General features: G+C 41.7%; 17 protein-coding genes. 15 read left to right on the forward strand and 2 right to left on the reverse strand.

Annotation, left to right across the window (positions count from 1 at the left end):
• Positions 1–18 precede the first annotated feature (18 nt).
• A complete protein-coding gene (locus VEB00_06390; protein ID HYF82638.1) occupies positions 19–1209 on the reverse strand; it encodes a DHHA1 domain-containing protein in 1191 nt (396 codons plus the stop codon).
• A 150-nt stretch (positions 1210–1359) separates the two neighbouring features.
• Between VEB00_06390 and VEB00_06395 the strand changes: the two genes are divergently transcribed.
• The 7 genes from VEB00_06395 (at position 1360) to holA (ending at position 8465) form a co-directional block, all read left to right on the forward strand.
• Positions 1360–1623 (forward strand): hypothetical protein, encoded by a 264-nt coding sequence (locus tag VEB00_06395; protein HYF82639.1) that lies wholly within the window; start codon positions 1360–1362, stop codon positions 1621–1623.
• A gap of 143 nt (positions 1624–1766) precedes the next feature.
• Complete coding sequence (locus VEB00_06400; protein ID HYF82640.1) at positions 1767–2426, forward strand: TVP38/TMEM64 family protein; 660 nt, start codon at positions 1767–1769, stop codon at positions 2424–2426.
• A gap of 80 nt (positions 2427–2506) precedes the next feature.
• Positions 2507–2890 carry a phage holin family protein gene (locus VEB00_06405; GenBank protein ID HYF82641.1) on the forward strand — a complete coding sequence of 128 codons (384 nt, stop codon included), beginning with the start codon at positions 2507–2509 and terminating at the stop codon, positions 2888–2890.
• Positions 2891–3035: 145 nt separating this feature from the next.
• Positions 3036–3773 carry an MBL fold metallo-hydrolase gene (locus VEB00_06410; protein HYF82642.1) on the forward strand — a complete coding sequence of 246 codons (738 nt, stop codon included), beginning with the start codon at positions 3036–3038 and terminating at the stop codon, positions 3771–3773.
• Between the two features lie 74 nt (positions 3774–3847).
• A complete protein-coding gene (locus VEB00_06415; GenBank protein HYF82643.1) occupies positions 3848–4708 on the forward strand; it encodes an alpha/beta hydrolase in 861 nt (286 codons plus the stop codon).
• 65 nt (positions 4709–4773) lie between these two features.
• Positions 4774–7134, forward strand: a complete 2361-nt coding sequence (locus tag VEB00_06420) for a DNA internalization-related competence protein ComEC/Rec2 (protein HYF82644.1) — start codon at positions 4774–4776, stop codon at positions 7132–7134.
• A 287-nt stretch (positions 7135–7421) separates the two neighbouring features.
• On the forward strand, positions 7422–8465 hold the full coding sequence (gene holA / locus VEB00_06425; protein ID HYF82645.1) for a DNA polymerase III subunit delta: 1044 nt from the start codon (positions 7422–7424) through the stop codon (positions 8463–8465).
• Between the two features lie 58 nt (positions 8466–8523).
• On the opposite strand, the gene rpsT is transcribed toward holA, so the two are convergent.
• A complete protein-coding gene (gene rpsT, locus VEB00_06430) occupies positions 8524–8787 on the reverse strand; it encodes a 30S ribosomal protein S20 (protein ID HYF82646.1) in 264 nt (87 codons plus the stop codon).
• Positions 8788–9025: 238 nt separating this feature from the next.
• On the opposite strand from rpsT, the gene gpr reads away from it, so the two are divergent.
• The 8 genes from gpr to VEB00_06470 form a co-directional block, all read left to right on the forward strand.
• A complete protein-coding gene (gene gpr, locus VEB00_06435; GenBank protein HYF82647.1) occupies positions 9026–10003 on the forward strand; it encodes a GPR endopeptidase in 978 nt (325 codons plus the stop codon).
• A 450-nt stretch (positions 10004–10453) separates the two neighbouring features.
• Positions 10454–11716, forward strand: coding sequence for a stage II sporulation protein P (locus tag VEB00_06440; GenBank protein ID HYF82648.1), 1263 nt, complete (start codon positions 10454–10456; stop codon positions 11714–11716).
• 6 nt (positions 11717–11722) lie between these two features.
• Complete coding sequence (locus VEB00_06445) at positions 11723–12064, forward strand: hypothetical protein (GenBank protein ID HYF82649.1); 342 nt, start codon at positions 11723–11725, stop codon at positions 12062–12064.
• A gap of 187 nt (positions 12065–12251) precedes the next feature.
• The gene (gene lepA, locus VEB00_06450) at positions 12252–14060 is read left to right on the forward strand and encodes a translation elongation factor 4 (protein ID HYF82650.1); all 1809 of its coding nucleotides are present in this window, start codon (positions 12252–12254) and stop codon (positions 14058–14060) included.
• 19 nt (positions 14061–14079) lie between these two features.
• On the forward strand, positions 14080–15204 hold the full coding sequence (hemW, locus tag VEB00_06455; GenBank protein ID HYF82651.1) for a radical SAM family heme chaperone HemW: 1125 nt from the start codon (positions 14080–14082) through the stop codon (positions 15202–15204).
• A 124-nt stretch (positions 15205–15328) separates the two neighbouring features.
• Complete coding sequence (hrcA, locus tag VEB00_06460) at positions 15329–16360, forward strand: heat-inducible transcriptional repressor HrcA (GenBank protein HYF82652.1); 1032 nt, start codon at positions 15329–15331, stop codon at positions 16358–16360.
• 33 nt (positions 16361–16393) lie between these two features.
• On the forward strand, positions 16394–16999 hold the full coding sequence (gene grpE / locus VEB00_06465; GenBank protein HYF82653.1) for a nucleotide exchange factor GrpE: 606 nt from the start codon (positions 16394–16396) through the stop codon (positions 16997–16999).
• 31 nt (positions 17000–17030) lie between these two features.
• Positions 17031–17619: Hsp70 family protein (locus VEB00_06470; protein ID HYF82654.1), on the forward strand; the 589-nt coding region annotated here is incomplete at its 3' end.

The following is a 17619-nucleotide window of genomic DNA, read 5'->3' on the forward strand; positions in this document are numbered from 1 at the left end:
GCAAAATCTACAGAAATTCTATATATTAAGCATATTTGCAGCCGCACTAAGAAAATCATCAAGCTTATCCACTTTGTCACCGCCCCCTTGGGCTGTCCTGGCGTTCCCGCCGCCTTTTCCGTCAATAATGGGGAATACCTTTTTTAAAAGGTTATTCATGTCTATGCTTGCGTCCTCGGAGCGGGTGAACAAGACTTGAGCGGTTTCGTTCCTGCATGCCAATAACACTATAGTGCCAGGTGATTGTGTCAAATACTGCGCAAGCAGCTTAGCATCATTCATGCTCCTGCCTTCTAGAATCTTACTGATTAATTTTAAGCCGCCCACCTGATTGCTTTCTGCCAATAGCTGTTCGGCTTCGTATTTTATAAGCTCCTGTGTTGCAGCCGATAGCTGCTTTACTGCAATTCTGTAATCTGCCTGCAGCTTGCCGACAGCTTCTACAATGTCAAAATCCCGCACTGATAGTTTTTCTCCGAGAGCTCTTGTGATGGAATTCTGCAGGCTGTAGTCTTTCAATGCTCTATAACCGCATACAAAAGTGAATCTGAAGCCGCCTTTACATTTTTCCCAATTTATAATCTTTATCATACCGACCTCTCCGGTCGCACCCACATGGGTCCCGCCGCATGGAGAGTAGTCGAATTCCTTCACTTCAACTATCCTGATATTCTCAGAAACCTTTGGTTTCTTTCTCAAGGGTATGCTCTGCAGTTCCTCGTCAGTCACTATTTTTGCTGTTACAGGAAGGTTGCTGTAAATTATAGCATTTGCCATATTCTCAATTTGTGGCATATCACTGTCGTTGAAATTCTCTATGTTGATTTCTATACTTACAATATCCTTGCCCAAGTGGAAGCTGTCGGTACTGCCGTTCAGCAATTTTTCAAAGCACTCAGACAATATATGCTGTCCGGTATGCTGCTGCATGTGGTCAAAGCGCCTGGGCCAATTGATCAAGCCCTTAACCGTTTCCGATTCCAGCGGCTTATCAACTATATGAAGCAGCTGTCCATCCTTATCAATGACCTGTAGTACATTTACATCATTTAAATGTCCGGTATCAGAAGGCTGCCCTCCTCCCTCGGGGTAAAAGGCAGTCTTGTCCAGCACAACTCCATATTTATCATTAAAGGGTATTACTTCAACAACTTTAGCATTGAACTCTTCTAGGTAAGGATTATCATTAAACAATCGCTCAGTTTTCATATGTACCTCCAATATAATTTGTCTTTAGTCTATCACTACGTATCCTAGTATTCAACTTTTACTCATAATTATTAACATGCATGACAAGCTGGGTCAATTTCTGGTACAAAGCATACTATGTAATAGAAAGGAGCAAAGGGGGGTAGGTTTATGAATCTAAATGAAACGGTGGTAATACCTATAATAATGTCTTTAGTAGAGATGGCAAAGGGGCTTGGGCTTCCCGGCAAGTTCTCGGCATTAGTAGCTGTAATTGTAGGGGCGATTATTGGGGTTTTCTTTGTGGAACCTGGTTGCCTCAGCGCGGGGCTATTTAAGGGCATTGTGTATGGGCTTTCAGCATCGGGACTTTATTCCGGCACAAAGAACACTTTTCAACAGGTAAATCAGAGAAAAAAAAGGAAAAGTAAATAAAGTATCAGCTCTTAAAGTTAAAGAGCAATTTCCTAAATGGTGAGTATAAAGCGGGCTCCTAAGCAATAATATAAAAGGAAAATATGGATAGTATAAGTACTAATATTAGCTTTATATGCCATATATGGACAGGAAATAATAAAATGAATAAGAAGAGGGTTTATTTAGGAGGCTTTGCCTTTTCGCTGCTGTTGGTGCTTTTAGCAGTATCAGTATTTACATTTAGATACATGAAGGGTTTTTCATTGCAGCAGTTGAAGGCAGCAATAGAAAGTTTGGGAGGCATGGCCTCTGTGGTTTTTATAGTGATGTGCACAGCGCGGGGGTTGGTTTTTATACCCTGTGGAGTGCTGTCCGCCCTGGGTGGCCTGCTTTTTGGGCCGCTGATGGGCACTGCTTTTACACTTATTGGACTAACTGCTGGCGCTGCCATCACTTTCTATCTGGCCAGAAGCCTCGGAAAAAGCTGGGCAGAGCGGACCTTGGGGCACAAATATGACAGGTATGAGGGTTATATATCAAAGGATTCCTTTTACAGCATATTTCTAATGAGGGTCGTGCCTATCCTGCCCTTTGATGTTGTGTCCATCATAGCAGGAATGTCGAGGGCCAGAGCGGACAAATACATATTGGCCACCTTGGTTGGCTCTTTACCGGGTATATTTGTTTACGTTTTTTTTGGCGATTCTGTCAGGAGCCTGTCCGTAAGAAGAGTTGCTTTCTCTGCTGCCTTTATTGCGGTTTTTGCGCTTATGCCCTTTTTCTATAAATATTTAATGAAATTAATAAAAAAAATTGCTTAATATGATCGATGCTTATGCTCAAATTCTGGTAGTATATATTTATCCTCCTGAGGTTAAATTAAACTTAGGAGGTGAACTGCATGGGAAATAATACATCCAACAATGGTCAAGAAAGAAGAACGACAGGTACTGGAGTGTTAGGTTTTGTTATCAGATTTGCAGTTGCTGCAATAGTACTTATGGTTACTGCTTATTTTGTTCCGGGATTCAGAATACGTGGAGGCTTTACAACAGCGCTTATTGGTGCTCTTGTGATAGCAGCAGCTGATTTCCTCATCGAAAAACTGTTTAGATTTGATACATCTCCTATAGGCAGGGGTATCTCAGGCTTCCTTGTATCGGCTGCGGTTATATATTTCGCACAATATTTAGTGCCTGGTATGGAGGTAAGCCTGTTGGGAGCTGTAATAGGAGCGCTGGTAATTGGTCTTATTGACACTATATTGCCAACAAGATTTATGTAGTATTCAAATAGCTGCTTTATGCAGCTATTTCTTTTAGAAAAACTTTTGTGGTGGTAAATTGCAAATATATGGTATATAATCTAGTTTGTAGAATTACTAAATGGAATATAATGTATCTAACATAGGTCTTAATGGAGGGATTGAATTGAAACTGACTGTATTAGGCAATTACGGACCTTATCCAAAAGCTGGAGGCGCTTGTTCGGGTTTTCTGATAGACAGCGGCAGTACAAAGGTGGTATTGGATTTTGGGAACGGGGTTCTAAGCAGGCTGCAGCAGTACATAGATATTGAAGAAATATCGGCTATTATACTTTCGCATCTTCACAGTGATCATATGAGTGATGTAATGATACTTCGCTACGCTGCAGATATTAAGCTAATGAGGGGTGAAATGGAAAAACCGATAAAAATCTATGCCCCAGCAGAGCCCATTGAGGAATTCAACAGGCTAAAATATAAGCAAGCCTTGGAGGTTATTGCGATTGACCCTGCAGAAAAGCTGGAGATTGGTGATCTTCAGATAAGCTTCAGAGAAATGGTTCATGGCTACAAGAACTATGCTATATGCATAGAAAAGGACTCGAAAAAGTTCGTATATTCAGGGGATACCAGCAAAAATGATGGACTTGTTGAATTTGCTAAAAACGCTGACTTGTTCATTTGCGAAGCAGGCCTGCTGGAAAGGGACGAAAAGTTCATAAGAGTTATGCATCTTACGGCAAGAGAGGCGGCACAGATTGCAGAAGATGCAGGGGTAAAGAGGCTGCTGCTTACGCATTTTCTGCCGGACGTGCAGATTGGAAAATATGTTCAGGAAGCGACTCAGGTATATAACGGGATTCTGGAAATAGCAGGAGATAATAAGAGTTATTTTATTTAGCTGTCAAAACAGGCATAAATGAAGCGTTCCGTGCTTTATTTATGCCTGTTTGTTATAGGAGAAGGGATGATCACATGAATACATGGATATTCGAAGAATATCTAAGTCTTCCGTTAATATTGTGCAGCATGTATAGAGCGAATACAAAGAAAATACCGCAAATATCAAGAAAGAAAATACAATTTGGAAACGATGAGTATCAGTATGCTATAGTTATTAATGCATTGAAAACGGCTGAGCCCAAGAAAAATATCATCTTTTTCATCCATGGAGGCGGATGGGCTGCGGGGAGTGCTGAAAGCTTTACCTTTGTAGGCAGCTTCTTTGCAAAATTAGGCTTTAACGTTATATTGGGCGGTTATAGGCATACTCCCAAATACAAGTACCCTGCACAGCTTGAGGATATTTGTGAAGGTCTCGCAGCAGGTATAAGGACATTAAAAGAACAGGGCGTAGCAGTTGACCGGGTCATAGCGGCTGGTCAGTCTGCCGGTGCTCAACTTGCCGGGCTGCTTGTTCTTGATGAAGGGAATCTCAGAGACTATGGTTTAGATCCAAGGATTTTTTCTGCAATGATACTAATAAGCGGCCCAATGAATTTTGCCGGTTGTGATGCAAAACAGATAAAACTGGGTCTGCATGGATTTCTAAGAAATGAAGAGGATTATGCTGACGCCGATCCTATAAGACGGGTGAGAGAGGATAATAAGCAGCCTGTTCTTTGCATTCACGGTAGAAGGGATCCAATAGTGGATATAAAGAACTCTATTAGTTTTTACAATAGCATTAAGGGCGGCTTTGAGGAAATTTCAAGACTGATAATTGCAGAAGATAAACATCATATTGACCTGTTAAGGATGTTTATGAGAAATACTGATGAGACAAAAGCATTAGTGGATTTCCTGTATAAAATTGAGAAAAATGTAATTAAATAGAAGGATATTGAAAGTTTTGGTAGAAACCATATTAGAGGTCACAAACAAAGATATGGATGTGGAATATGGTGGAAATTAACCAAAGCATTGATAATAAGCCGGTCGGATATGATATGGCGGCCTTCGCCTTCTCCTTCTTTTGCGGCATATTGGCTGCGAGCATTATATTACCTGGTATGCTGATTATACTGGGTAGTTTTTTATTGTCTGCAGCTGTTTTGTTTCTGAACAGGAGAAACAGGACAAACCTTAAGGCTGCTTTTATGCTTGTGGTTTTTTTGGGAGGAATGCTAGACTATAGTTTGTCTATTGGATTGGGCAGCAAGCTTGGTGTATTGGATGGAAAGACAGCGGTTTATGAATGTGTGATTACTGGAAATGCAGCAGAAAAAGGAGATTACTTGCAGTATCCGGCTAAATGTTTGACAGTTATCCATGAAGGGAAGCATTACAACTTTAGCGAGAAGGTCTTTTTAAAGATAAGCAAAGAAAACTCATTTAAATTCGGGGATCAAATAACCTTGAAGGGCAAATGCTCGGATATGAAAGGAAAGAGGAACCCGGGTGACTTCGACTATAGGCTGTATTATAAAAGCAAGGGTATAAGCAAGTTAATAATTGCAGATAGTGCCTCTCTATTGAGAAAGGACAGCATAGGAATTTTTGCGAAGCTGCTGTACCTGTCCAAGGAGAAGGTCAGGAACACTATTAATGAAGCTTTACCTGAAGAAGAGGCAGCAATACTTGTCGGTATAATAACCGGAGACAAGGCTGATATTGATGAGGACACCAGGGATGCCTATATGAGAACAGGACTTTCACACATTCTCTCAGTCTCAGGTCTCCACGTAGGGTTTCTCATGCTGATGCTTACATACGCAATGATGCCCTTCAAATTGGAGAAGAAGCTTCAAGGACTTATTATTTTTTTAATAATAACTTATTATGTACTGTTGATTGGTGCCCCACTGCCCTCTGTAAGGGCTCTGCTGATGCTTGCGGTGCTTTTGGCTGGCAAGGCTGCAGGGCGTAATTATGATCTTTTGGCGTCGGTGTCCTTTGCCGGCATGCTGATGCTTGTGATAAAGCCTCTGGCGGTGTATGACCCGGGCTTTATGATATCCTTTGGAGCAATGTACTCTATTGCACTTCTATATCAGCCTTTTTACGGCATGCTCCGCTGCATACCATCGGCACTTAGAAGTACTGTGGCACTCTCTCTTTCTGTATGGTTAGGCCTTGCGCCTGTATTAGCATATTATTTCAACTATATTTCTGTTATCAGTATAATAATAAACATTATTGCAGTTCCTTTATCTATGGTAATTACTATCGCTGGATTCGTGGGGGTGTTCGTAGGAATAGCATCCAAGGCTCTGGCACTTTATATATTTTCTGTGGATTACTACCTTATAAGCCTGCTGACATACATAATCAAGACGGCTTCTGAGCTTCCGATAGCAGGCTTTCACATCCCAAGCCTACCTATATATATCTATGCTTTGTATTATGGAGGTATTTGTATAGGGCTTGGTTACACAAAGTCAGCATTTTTCAGGACTTATATAAGTCGGATTACAATAGCATATCTGCTTACAGTTGTTATTGCACTGTCGTTCTATAGCCTGCCGTCAAGAAACCTGAAGCTGGTATTCTTTGATGTAGGACAGGGGGATAGCTGCTGCATCAGCATTCCTGGGAAAAAGGTGGTGCTGGTTGATGGAGGAGGCTCATCACAGAAGGTCGATTACTACTACGATGTGGGAGGCAAGATAACGCTTCCTGCGCTTCTGCATCAGGGAATATGGAGGATAGATACAGTAATAGTCTCCCATTTGCATGATGATCATATGGAGGGTCTCTTGAAGGTAATGGAGGTGTATCCTGTGAAAAACCTCATACTGCCAAAGGTTTCTGCCGGTAAGGATAGTATTTCCAAGAATAGCGGTGCATTATTGGAGCTGTGCAATAGAAAAGGAATAAGAATTTATAGGCTTGGAAAGGGAGATTATATAAGCTTGGGAGGAGGAGTCAGGATGGACTTTTTGCTTCCGGGAGATGAGGCTAAGTCAGACGAAAATGAAAACTCATTGGTAGGCAGGTTGACATATGGGGGTTTTCATGCGCTGCTTACGGGAGATATAGGGAAGGAAACGGAGGCTGAACTCCCTGCTGGGGTTATTGAGTCAAGCGTGCTGAAGGTGCCTCATCATGGCAGCGGACGCTCTTCTTCTGAAGAATTTCTTGAAACAGTCAAGCCTAATATCAGTGTGGTTTCTGTTGGAACGAACAACTTTGGGCACCCTTCAGCAGAGGCACTGAAGAGGCTAAGCGACAGCGGCAGCCTTGTATTCAGGACAGATGAGTCAGGTGCTGTTATAGTTACTACAGACGGAAATAGTGTAAAGGTAAAGACGGTAAGATGATAAATAATTAGTTGCGTGTTACGCGTTTCGAGTTGCGCGATTTTTTGATACGTGGCTTGTGCGTTGAAGGGGTACTCTTGTCGTTATGGGTCATTCTGAGCGCAGCGAAGAATCTTATCTCGGTGAGTATAACCCAAACAAATACTCTCAAGTATTCCTTGATGGTCTTAGATCCTTCACTATGTTCAGGATGACATTCCTGAAAACCAGATATCTATTGCCCAGAGTCCAAGTTATATATTATAATTTAAAAGGAAGCAATAAAAAACAGGTAGGGTGATGAAGTTATGAGCTATAGGCAGCTAATGAGTGATATTAAGAACAACAGCATCAAATCAGTTTACCTTATATACGGCAGCGAGACTTATCTTATAGACAAAGGCTTGGAAGCACTGAGAAATGCAGTGGTTACTTCTTTCCCCGAGCTTAACTATACACAGCTGGAAGGAGAAAAACTGGATGCCTCTGAGTTTTTGGCAGCTTGTGAGACCTTTCCCTTCGGTTCTGATAGAAGGCTGGTGGTGGTCAGGGATTTGGGAGTATTGAAAAGCAAGGGTGATGGGGAGGAAGCAACAGCTCCTGGAAAGGACGCGCAGCCTTTTATAGATGTGGTAGGAAATATTAGTGATACCACATGCCTTGCTCTTATTTCCTATGGAGGTATTGATAAAAGAAAAAAGCTGGTCAATGAGCTGAAAAAGCATGGAGCGGTATATGAATTTGATAGGATAGACAGGGATGAACTTGCCCAGTGGATAAGGAAAGGCCTTGGCAAGAGTGGTAAAAGCATTGGTTCCAGGGAGCTGGACCATTTTATAAATAGTATAGGCTATTTAGATAAAAACGGAAGCAAGACTATGTACGATGTTGAGAATGAAATAAAAAAGCTGGTAGGCTTTGTTGGCAATTCAACTGACATTCTGATGACACATATTGAGGCTGTTGTTCCACGAAATATTGAGAATGATATATTCAAGCTTATAAATGCCTGTTCTGAAAAGGATGTTGACCGCAGCCTCAGGCTGTATGGTGATATGCTCTTAGAGGGGGAGAACAGCTTTGGGATACTGGGTCTGCTTTCCAGACAAATAAAGAATATGCTTGAGGTATCTGAGCTATACAGCAAAAGGTTTGATGCGGTCAGCATATCTGCAAAGCTCAAGCTGCATGAGTATACAGTAAAGCTTTGTATAAAGTACAGTTCATCAATAAAAAGACAGGTTCTTCAGTCTGCGTTTAGAAAATGCCTGGATACAGAGCTCAGCATTAAGTCAGGCAGGATGGGGGAGCGGCTGGCTATGGAAATGCTGCTTGTAGGGCTATTTGAATAATATATGCAAAAAAGTGAAAAACCCTGAATAATCAGGGTTTAAATTTTACATTCAATTATTAAGCTGTAGCTTTCAACTTCTTGGACAATCTGGATTTCTTCCTTGAGGCTGTATTCTTATGGAGAGTACCCTTAGCGACTGCTTTGTCTATTTGACTAACAACCTTCTGGTATTCTTCCTGAGCGTCATTCATATTGCCGGTCTTTACGGAAGCTTCAAACCTTTTTATTGAAGTTTTCAAGGAGGAAACAATCATTTTATTTCTTCTTGTCTTGAATTCAGTAACTTTAATTCTTTTTATAGCTGACTTGATATTTGCCAAATCCTTCACCTCCTTCAAAATTCAATTAACAAAAGGTATTTTATCATATTAACCAAATAAATGCAAGCATATTGTATTTAATATGATTTCAATCTAAAGTGTACCCATTTTTGATTATAGTATCAACCCAAAATTCATTTTGCATAAAAACAATTACTAAAGTGCAAACTTTCAATTGTAAAAGATAAAAAAATAAAGTATTCAAAATAGATTTTTAAGGATTTTTGGAGGGATTGCTGTGGCTAGAATAAGAACAGACTTGGCTATTGAAGCGAGGGAATTCTATAACAAGCAGGAGAATAAGGGAGATATACCAGGAGTGCTGGTGGATGTTGACAAGCAGGAGGATATCACTGTCACAAGAGTCAAGGTTGTTGAAGATGTAGGTGCTCGGATAATAGGTAAGCCTAAAGGAAACTACATTACTATCGAAGTCCCTAATCTCAAAGATAATGATAAGGATCTCCATGATGAAGTAGGGAGAATGCTTGCAAAAGAAGTGGCCAGCATAGTGGAGCTGAATGACCAGTCGGTAATACTGGTAGTAGGTCTGGGTAACTGGAATGTCACCCCAGACGCATTGGGGCCGAGAGTGATAGAACATCTGCTGGTCACACGCCATATCAAAGAATATGTGCCTGAGCAGATTGATGAGGGTGTAAGGTCAGTATGCGCTGTGGCTCCCGGGGTTTTAGGAATCACAGGAATTGAGACCAGCGAAATAATCAAGGGAATAGTAGACAGAGTAAAGCCAAATCTTGTAATAGCCATTGATGCTTTAGCCTCGAGGAAAATGGAGAGGGTGAGCACCACCATCCAGCTTGCGGATACAGGTATAAATCCGGGGTCCGGAGTTGGCAACAACAGGAAAGAGCTGAGTCAGGAAAGCATGGGTGTGCCTGTGATAGCTATTGGAGTTCCGACTGTTGTAGATGCGGCTACCATGGCTAACGACACCATTGATTTGGTGATAGATTCCCTTATAAGTGAGTCCCCTACTGGCGGAGAGTTCTACAACATGCTGAAGACTATGGATAGAAATGAGAAGTATAAGCTTATAAGCGAAGTCATATCCCCATTTATAGGTAATCTGATGGTCACCCCGAAGGAAATAGACAGGCTTATTGATGATGTAGCAATAGTAATAGCCAATGGGCTCAATCTCGCACTGCACCCCAGCATCGGCCCTGAGGATATGGATAGATATCTTAGTTAAAAACGGTGAGAGCCGTTTGAGATAAATAAGAGCACCAAAATAAGAACAGCCATATCATAGCCACGTATAGGTATACGTAGAAGAATGTGACAGAAAGGAACGGGTACCACTGAACACACGGATGTTCCACGGATTCCTACGGAATTACATGGTTAATTTTACATAATAATAGCGACATTATCGAGTTTTGATACTTACTTCTTTATCGATTATTACTTATGTTCAGAATATTTTTTCCCGCCGTGTATTTCGTGGATTTCAGTGTTTTTTCAAAGAAAAACCGTGGTACCCGTTCCCCCGTTCCATTTGTTGGCAATCTCAAAACGGCAAAAGCCGTTTTTTTTATTTGCATTCATATATTAGGACAGTATGGCATATAAGTGTAAACAGGCAAACTTAATTTGTTCCGTGAACAGAGTTATAAGGTGCGGAAGAAAAGAGGTGTATTGGTTGAACAAGAAATGGCTGTTTGCTCTTTTTGTCATACTGGCAGTCGCAGTAATGTTTTTCTTTTTCAAATGGTTGTATACTCCTGATACTTATACCGGCTCGCATAGAAGTGATATGGGCCCGTCTGACAGCAATTCAACCGATGCCGTCGAGGTCTTTAATTATGATATTGGAAAAAGGCTGAAGATGGAGGAATACTCCAATAATCTCTCAATACAGTTGATCAATACTGTAATAACCAAGGCTAAAGTGAGCTATGAGATGGATTACGGCTGTCCGATGCCGGGGCTTTTGGCTTCAGCTGCAAGCAGCTTGACAGATGGACTTCATACGGATATGAGCAATCCTATTACATATTTGAATATAGCCTTTACAGCCTTCAGTCAGTATGATCCATCCACTTTCATATTTGCAGGAAACAATGGTGCTGAGACTGCTGGCAATGCAGATCCTGCCAATGTTACCAATTTTGAGGATGCACCCGAAGGGGCGATTTATTTCAGCGAAGAAGATGAGTATACTTCAGAGGGTTCGGCACATGGACAGCAGCCTTCGACTCCTGCCGGGACTCAAGCACCTCAGATTGCTGAAGACAAAGTCGGACTACCCGGGAAAATTGATATAGTAAAAAATTCTCCACAGGTACTTATATATCATTCTCATGCAACAGAGAGCTACATGCCCAATAGTGAGGGCAACTACCATACCCTGAATGAGAAAAATAGTGTAATAGCAGCAGGAAATGTATTAACTAAGGAACTGCAGGATAAATACAAATATAAGGTGGTTCATGACAAGACGCTTCATGATAAGCAGTCCTATGCATATTCCTATGCAAACTCATTAGTTACAATAAAAAACAATCTTAATAGGTATAAATCGTTAAATGTAATACTTGATTTGCACAGGGATGCTTTTGAAGTAAAGAGTGAAGCTGAGAAAAAAGCCAGTAAGGCAGAGTATACAGTTAACATAAATAAGAAAAGCGCTGCAAGAATCATGCTGGTCATTGCTAAAGGAAATCCAAACTACCCAGAGCTCGAGAAATTTGCGGTATATCTGAAGAAAAAAATGGATAAACTATATCCTGGATTATTCTTGAAAATTACTGTAATGCAAAGAGGCAAATACAATCAGTATTTCAGCAATCATTCTATGCTGGTGGAGATAGGGTGCATGCTAAATACAACCGAGGAAGCCCAGTATTCTGCTCAGCTTTTTAGTAAGGTACTCGGAGAAGTAATGAAAGACCTTGAGGAATAGGTGCATATGGAAAAACGAATAAGTCAAAAGAAGCAACGAAATGAAGAATTCAAGCATAAACTGCAGAAAGTATCAGCAATATTTTTCTGCATCGCTCTGCTGGTTTTTTTCATAAATGCTACAGATATGTCAACAAGAAGAATGATTATGTGCAATGATGACAAATATGCAATGGCAGTGTCATTGCAGGAGGATAATTTGCTAAGGCTTGATATTGCCGGTGAAAAGTTCTTGCTAAATATAGAGCCGGTCATCAAGGTAACTGATGCTGTTATTTCCAATTCAAAAAGGTGTTACGAAAGCGTCGTGAAAGCTGTCAGGGCTAAAATGCAGAATTCACGGAAATGATGTGAAATTGTCAATTGAAGACCACTAATTAGGAGTGTACTGCAGCCAAGCATTATACTCCTTGTGTTTTTGCAGATATATGTTTAATGTTAAAATGTAATGTGCTATAATTTATGAGATTAAAGAAATGATGGCATAAGACTATTTAAATATAGATTTTTTAGGACATGAAGGAGGAAAGCCGTTTATGGCAAGTGATAGACAAGAACATATCAGGAATTTCTGCATAATAGCTCATATAGACCACGGAAAGTCAACTTTAGCTGACAGGCTCATTGAAAAGACCGGCGTTATTTCCAGCAGAGATATGGAAGCGCAGGTACTTGACAACATGGATCTCGAAAGAGAAAGAGGAATCACAATAAAGCTTCAATCCATCAAGCTTGGTTATAAAGCGCAGGACGGACAGGAATATACCTTCAATCTTATTGATACCCCTGGACATGTGGATTTTACCTATGAGGTATCCAGGAGTCTTGCTGCCTGTGAGGGGGCAGTACTTGTAGTTGATGCTACTCAGGGTATTGAAGCCCAGACTTTGGCAAATGTATATCTTGCCTTGGACAACAATTTGGAGTTATATCCCGTTATCAACAAAATCGACCTTCCCAGCGCAGATCCTGAGTTTGTAAAGAAGGAAATCGAGGATGTAATAGGTCTTGATTCCTCTTATGCTGCATTAGTGTCTGCCAAGGAGGGCTTGAATATTGAAGAGGTTCTTGAAGGTATAGTCAAGTATATACCCCATCCGACTGGAGATGAGGAGGCACCGCTTAAAGCGTTGATTTTCGACTCTTTCTACGACAGCTATAGAGGGGTCATAGCATATATAAGAATAATAGACGGAGTACTGAAGCCGGGCATGAAAATGCGAATGATGCAAAACGGCAAGGAGTATGAGGTGGTTGAGGTAGGTACAATGAAGCCTCAATTGAACCCCACGGGAATACTTATGGCGGGTGATGTAGGCTATGTGTCTGCCAGCATCAAGAATGTAAAGGATATTCATGTCGGCGATACCATAACAAATGCGGACAATCCTTGTAAAGAAGCGCTTCACGGTTACAGGAAGGTTACATCCATGGTATATTGCGGTATTTATCCGGCTGACGGCGCTGATTATGACAATCTTAGAGATGCTCTTGAAAAGCTGCAGCTTAATGATGCGGCACTGCTTTTCGAGCCGGAAACCTCGATAGCGTTGGGCTTTGGCTTCAGATGCGGTTTCCTGGGACTTCTTCATATGGAAATAATTCAAGAGAGACTTGAAAGAGAGTACAATCTTAACCTGGTAACCACTGCACCCAGCGTAATATACCACATAACAAAAACCAACGGCGAAATGCTGGAGGTATCAAATCCGACGAACATGCCCGATATACAGGAAATAGATTTTATGGAGGAACCGATTGTAAAGGCAACAGTCATGACTCCGACAGAATATGTAGGCGCAATTATGGAGCTCTGCCAGAGCCGAAGAGGTACCTTCAAGGATATGCAATACATGGAAGCAAAAAGGGCGATTATTCATTATGAACTGCCCTTGAATGAGATAATATATGACTTCTTCGACGCGTTGAAATCCAGGACAAAGGGCTATGCCTCCTTTGATTACGAGCTTATGGGCTACGAGAAATCAGAGCTTGTAAAGCTGGATATACTGCTAAATACCGAGACTGTAGACGCACTTTCATTTATAGTTCACAAAGAAAAAGCATATGCCCGTGGAAGGTCTATGGTTGAAAAGCTCAAGAACGTAATTCCAAGGCAGATGTTTGAGATCCCCATACAAGCAGCCATCGGCGGCAAGATTATTGCCAGGGAAACAGTGAAAGCAATGCGAAAAGACGTACTCGCCAAATGCTATGGCGGGGACATAACAAGAAAGAAGAAGCTTTTGGAAAAGCAGAAGGAAGGAAAGAAGAGAATGAGGCAGGTAGGAAGCGTAGAACTGCCGCAGGAAGCCTTCATGTCAGTCCTTAAGCTTGACGATTAAGAAAACAAGGGTGAAGCAAATGAAAGAAGTTGGGTTGTACATCCATATACCCTTTTGCAGGAGCAAGTGCCTGTATTGTGATTTCAACTCCTATGAATGCAGGGAAGGCGATGCAGCTGACTATGTTGCGGCGCTTCTCCGGGAACTGGAAGCATACCAGGAAAAATACAACTTCATATATAAGACAGTTTTTATCGGTGGGGGTACTCCCACCGTTATTAATTATTTTTTGATAGGCGACCTTATGGAAAAGATTGCACCCTATATAAAGGCAGGGGCGGAAATAAGTATGGAATCCAACCCGGGGACAGTTACCTATGAAAGCCTCAAGTACTATAGAAGCCTGGGAATAAACAGGCTGAGCATAGGCTTGCAGGCATGGCAGGATATACTGCTTAAGGGGTTAGGAAGGATTCACAATACAGAGGATTTCCTGAATGCATATAGTAGTGCAAGGAAAGCAGGTTTTGAAAACATAAATGCAGACCTAATGTTCGCACTTCCCAATCAGACCTTGCCCATGTGGAAGGAAACTGTGGAGAAGGTATGTGAGCTGGGCGTGGAGCATATTTCCTGCTATAGTCTCAAATTAGAGGAAGGGACCAAACTCTGGGAAATGCATGAAAAGGACAGGATACAGCTGCCTGATGAGGAAATAGACAGGGAAATGTATAAGGCAGCTGAGGATATAATGAATGAGCACGGCTACAGTCAGTATGAGATATCCAATTTTGCACAAAAAAATATGGAATGCAAGCATAACCTCATATATTGGAGAAACGAGGAATATCTCGGGGTCGGGGCAGGAAGCCATTCCAAGATTGATGGCAGAAGGTTCTGGAATTACAGGGATATTGATCAATATAGGAATATTATGCTGCAGGGGGATCTGCCGGTTGAAGGACACGAGGAGCTTTCACAGGATGAGGATATGTGGGAAACGATATTCCTGGCGCTAAGACTTAATGAAGGACTGGATTTGCCTGAATTTGAAAGAAAGTATGGAGTGGACTTCCAAAGCAGATACGGGGGCGCCCTGGATAAGCTCACAGCCAATGGACTTGTTTTTACGGAAGCAGGCAGACTGAAGCTTACTGATATAGGAAGAGATTTATCCAATTCTGTTTTTATTGAATTTATTTGAAGCATTCCTATGAAAAATAGGAATTTTTTTTCGCAAACCTATTGACAAAAATATTTACCAATGATATTTTAAAGACAGAATTAGCACTCGATACAATAGAGTGCTAACAAGGGTGGTGAAACGGATGGACCTGGGAGAAAGGAAAAGACTTATTCTTCAAGCTATAATAGAAGATTATATAAACACTGCTGAGCCTGTCGGATCACGTACCATATCCAAGAAGTACCTGACAGGAACAAGCCCTGCAACTATAAGAAATGAAATGGCTGACCTGGAGGAGATGGGCTTTATAGAACAGCCTCATACTTCGGCAGGAAGAATTCCCTCAGACAAAGGCTACCGACTTTACGTAGATAAGATTATGAGACAGAAAACAGTTAATGAAGCTCAGAGGGAAATGATAAAGAAGGAGTTCCTTGACACCCTGGGAGAGATTGACCGTCTGGTTAAGCATGCATCCAGGCTGCTTTCTCAAATGACTCAATACACATCCATAGTAATGGCCCCACAGCTCCGCAGAACCGGATTGAAGCAGATACAGCTCATTAGGATAGATAAGGCTACTGTTCTTGCAGTAATAATAACGGATGCGGGGATAGTCAAGAACAGCGTTCTCAGGCTTGTGCAGGATGTGCATCCTGATGCCCTGATAAGGATAACAAATATGCTTAACGACAAGCTGGCAGGGTTGGGAATGGAGGACATAGAGAACTTTGACCTTGAATACATGAGAAATAATTCCATGGGTCATGGAGAGATTATAGAACAGATTGTCCCCGAGCTGATACAGACACTATTCTACTCAGATACTGCAGATGTATACCATGATGGGGTGTCAAACATTCTGAATCTGCCTGAATATAGTGATATAAACAAGGCAAGGAGCTTCCTAAATACAATGGAGGAAAAGGACCTTTTGTTCAAAGTCCTGAATGATGTCAAAGGCGATGTAAATGTAAGCATAGGAAGTGAAAACCAGCTTGAGCAGTTCAAGGACTGCAGCTTGATTACGGCAACCTATAGGATAAACGGCAAAACAATAGGCTCTGTCGGAATAATAGGACCCACAAGGATGGAGTATGGAAAAGCCATCTCAATTGTGGAGTACATGACTAACAATCTTAGTGACATGTTGACAAAGATCCTCAAACGTTAAGGTGAAAATATTAGCTTAAAGGTGGTCAGATTAATGAAGCATAAGAAGCACACTTCAGAGGAAGCAGAGCAGGTTAAAAACATGGATACCGAGGCTTCCGGGGAAATTTCCGAAACAGATGTGAAGGCTGGAGAGCAGGCTGATGATGCCTGCGCCGACAAGCCGGAAGAATGCATAGACAAAGAGGTTGAAGAACTCAGGAAGCAATCGGAGGAAAACTACAACAGACTTCTCAGGATGCAAGCGGATTTTGACAATTATAAAAAGAGAGTCGCCAAGGAAAGGGAAGAAATGTACGGCGTCGCTCTGGAAACCATTGTACAGCAGCTGCTCCCTGTGGTTGACAACATAGAACGGGCTGCGGCAGCCTTCAGAAACGATCAGCTGGATGAGAAATATATTAATGGTGTGGGAATGGTATGCAAACAGCTGCTGGAGGTTCTGGACAGGAACGGGGTCAAGGAAATTGAAGCCTTAGAGCAGGAATTTGATCCTAATATACATCATGCTGTAATGCAGGTGCCTGTTGAGAATGAGGATGAGGGAGAAAACAAGGTAAAAGAAGTATTCCAGAAGGGATACATACTAGGCAGCAAAGTAATCAGGCCAGCACTGGTAAAGGTGTCGGCAAAGCAATAATTGACTAAAATATTAAGGAGGAAAACTATAAATGGCAAAAGTAATAGGTATTGACTTGGGAACTACTAACTCTTGTGTTGCTGTTATGGAAGGCGGAGAGCCGGTAGTAATTCCTAACGCCGAAGGCGGAAGGACAACACCCTCAGTAGTAGGATTTTCAAAAACAGGGGAGAGGCTTGTAGGCCAGGTGGCAAAAAGGCAGGCAGTAACAAACCCTGATAGAACAGTAATTTCAATAAAGAGAGAAATGGGAACAGGGCACAAGGTTTCTATTGATGATAAGAACTATACTCCTCAGGAAATATCAGCTATGATTCTTACAAAGCTGAAACAGGATGCAGAAGCTTATCTCGGCGAGAAGATCACCCAGGCGGTCATAACCGTACCTGCATACTTCAGCGACAGCCAGAGACAGGCAACAAAGGACGCCGGAAAGATAGCGGGTCTTGAAGTATTGAGGATAATAAATGAGCCGACGGCAGCTTCCCTTGCATATGGCCTAGACAAGGAAGAAAACCAGAAGATACTGGTATTTGACCTTGGCGGCGGTACCTTCGACGTATCCATACTTGAGCTTGGAGACGGAGTATTTGAAGTACTTGCAACAAACGGAAACAACA

The organism is Clostridia bacterium, assembly GCA_035628995.1.
In the GTDB taxonomy this organism is placed as follows: Bacteria; Bacillota; Clostridia; order Lutisporales; family Lutisporaceae; genus BRH-c25.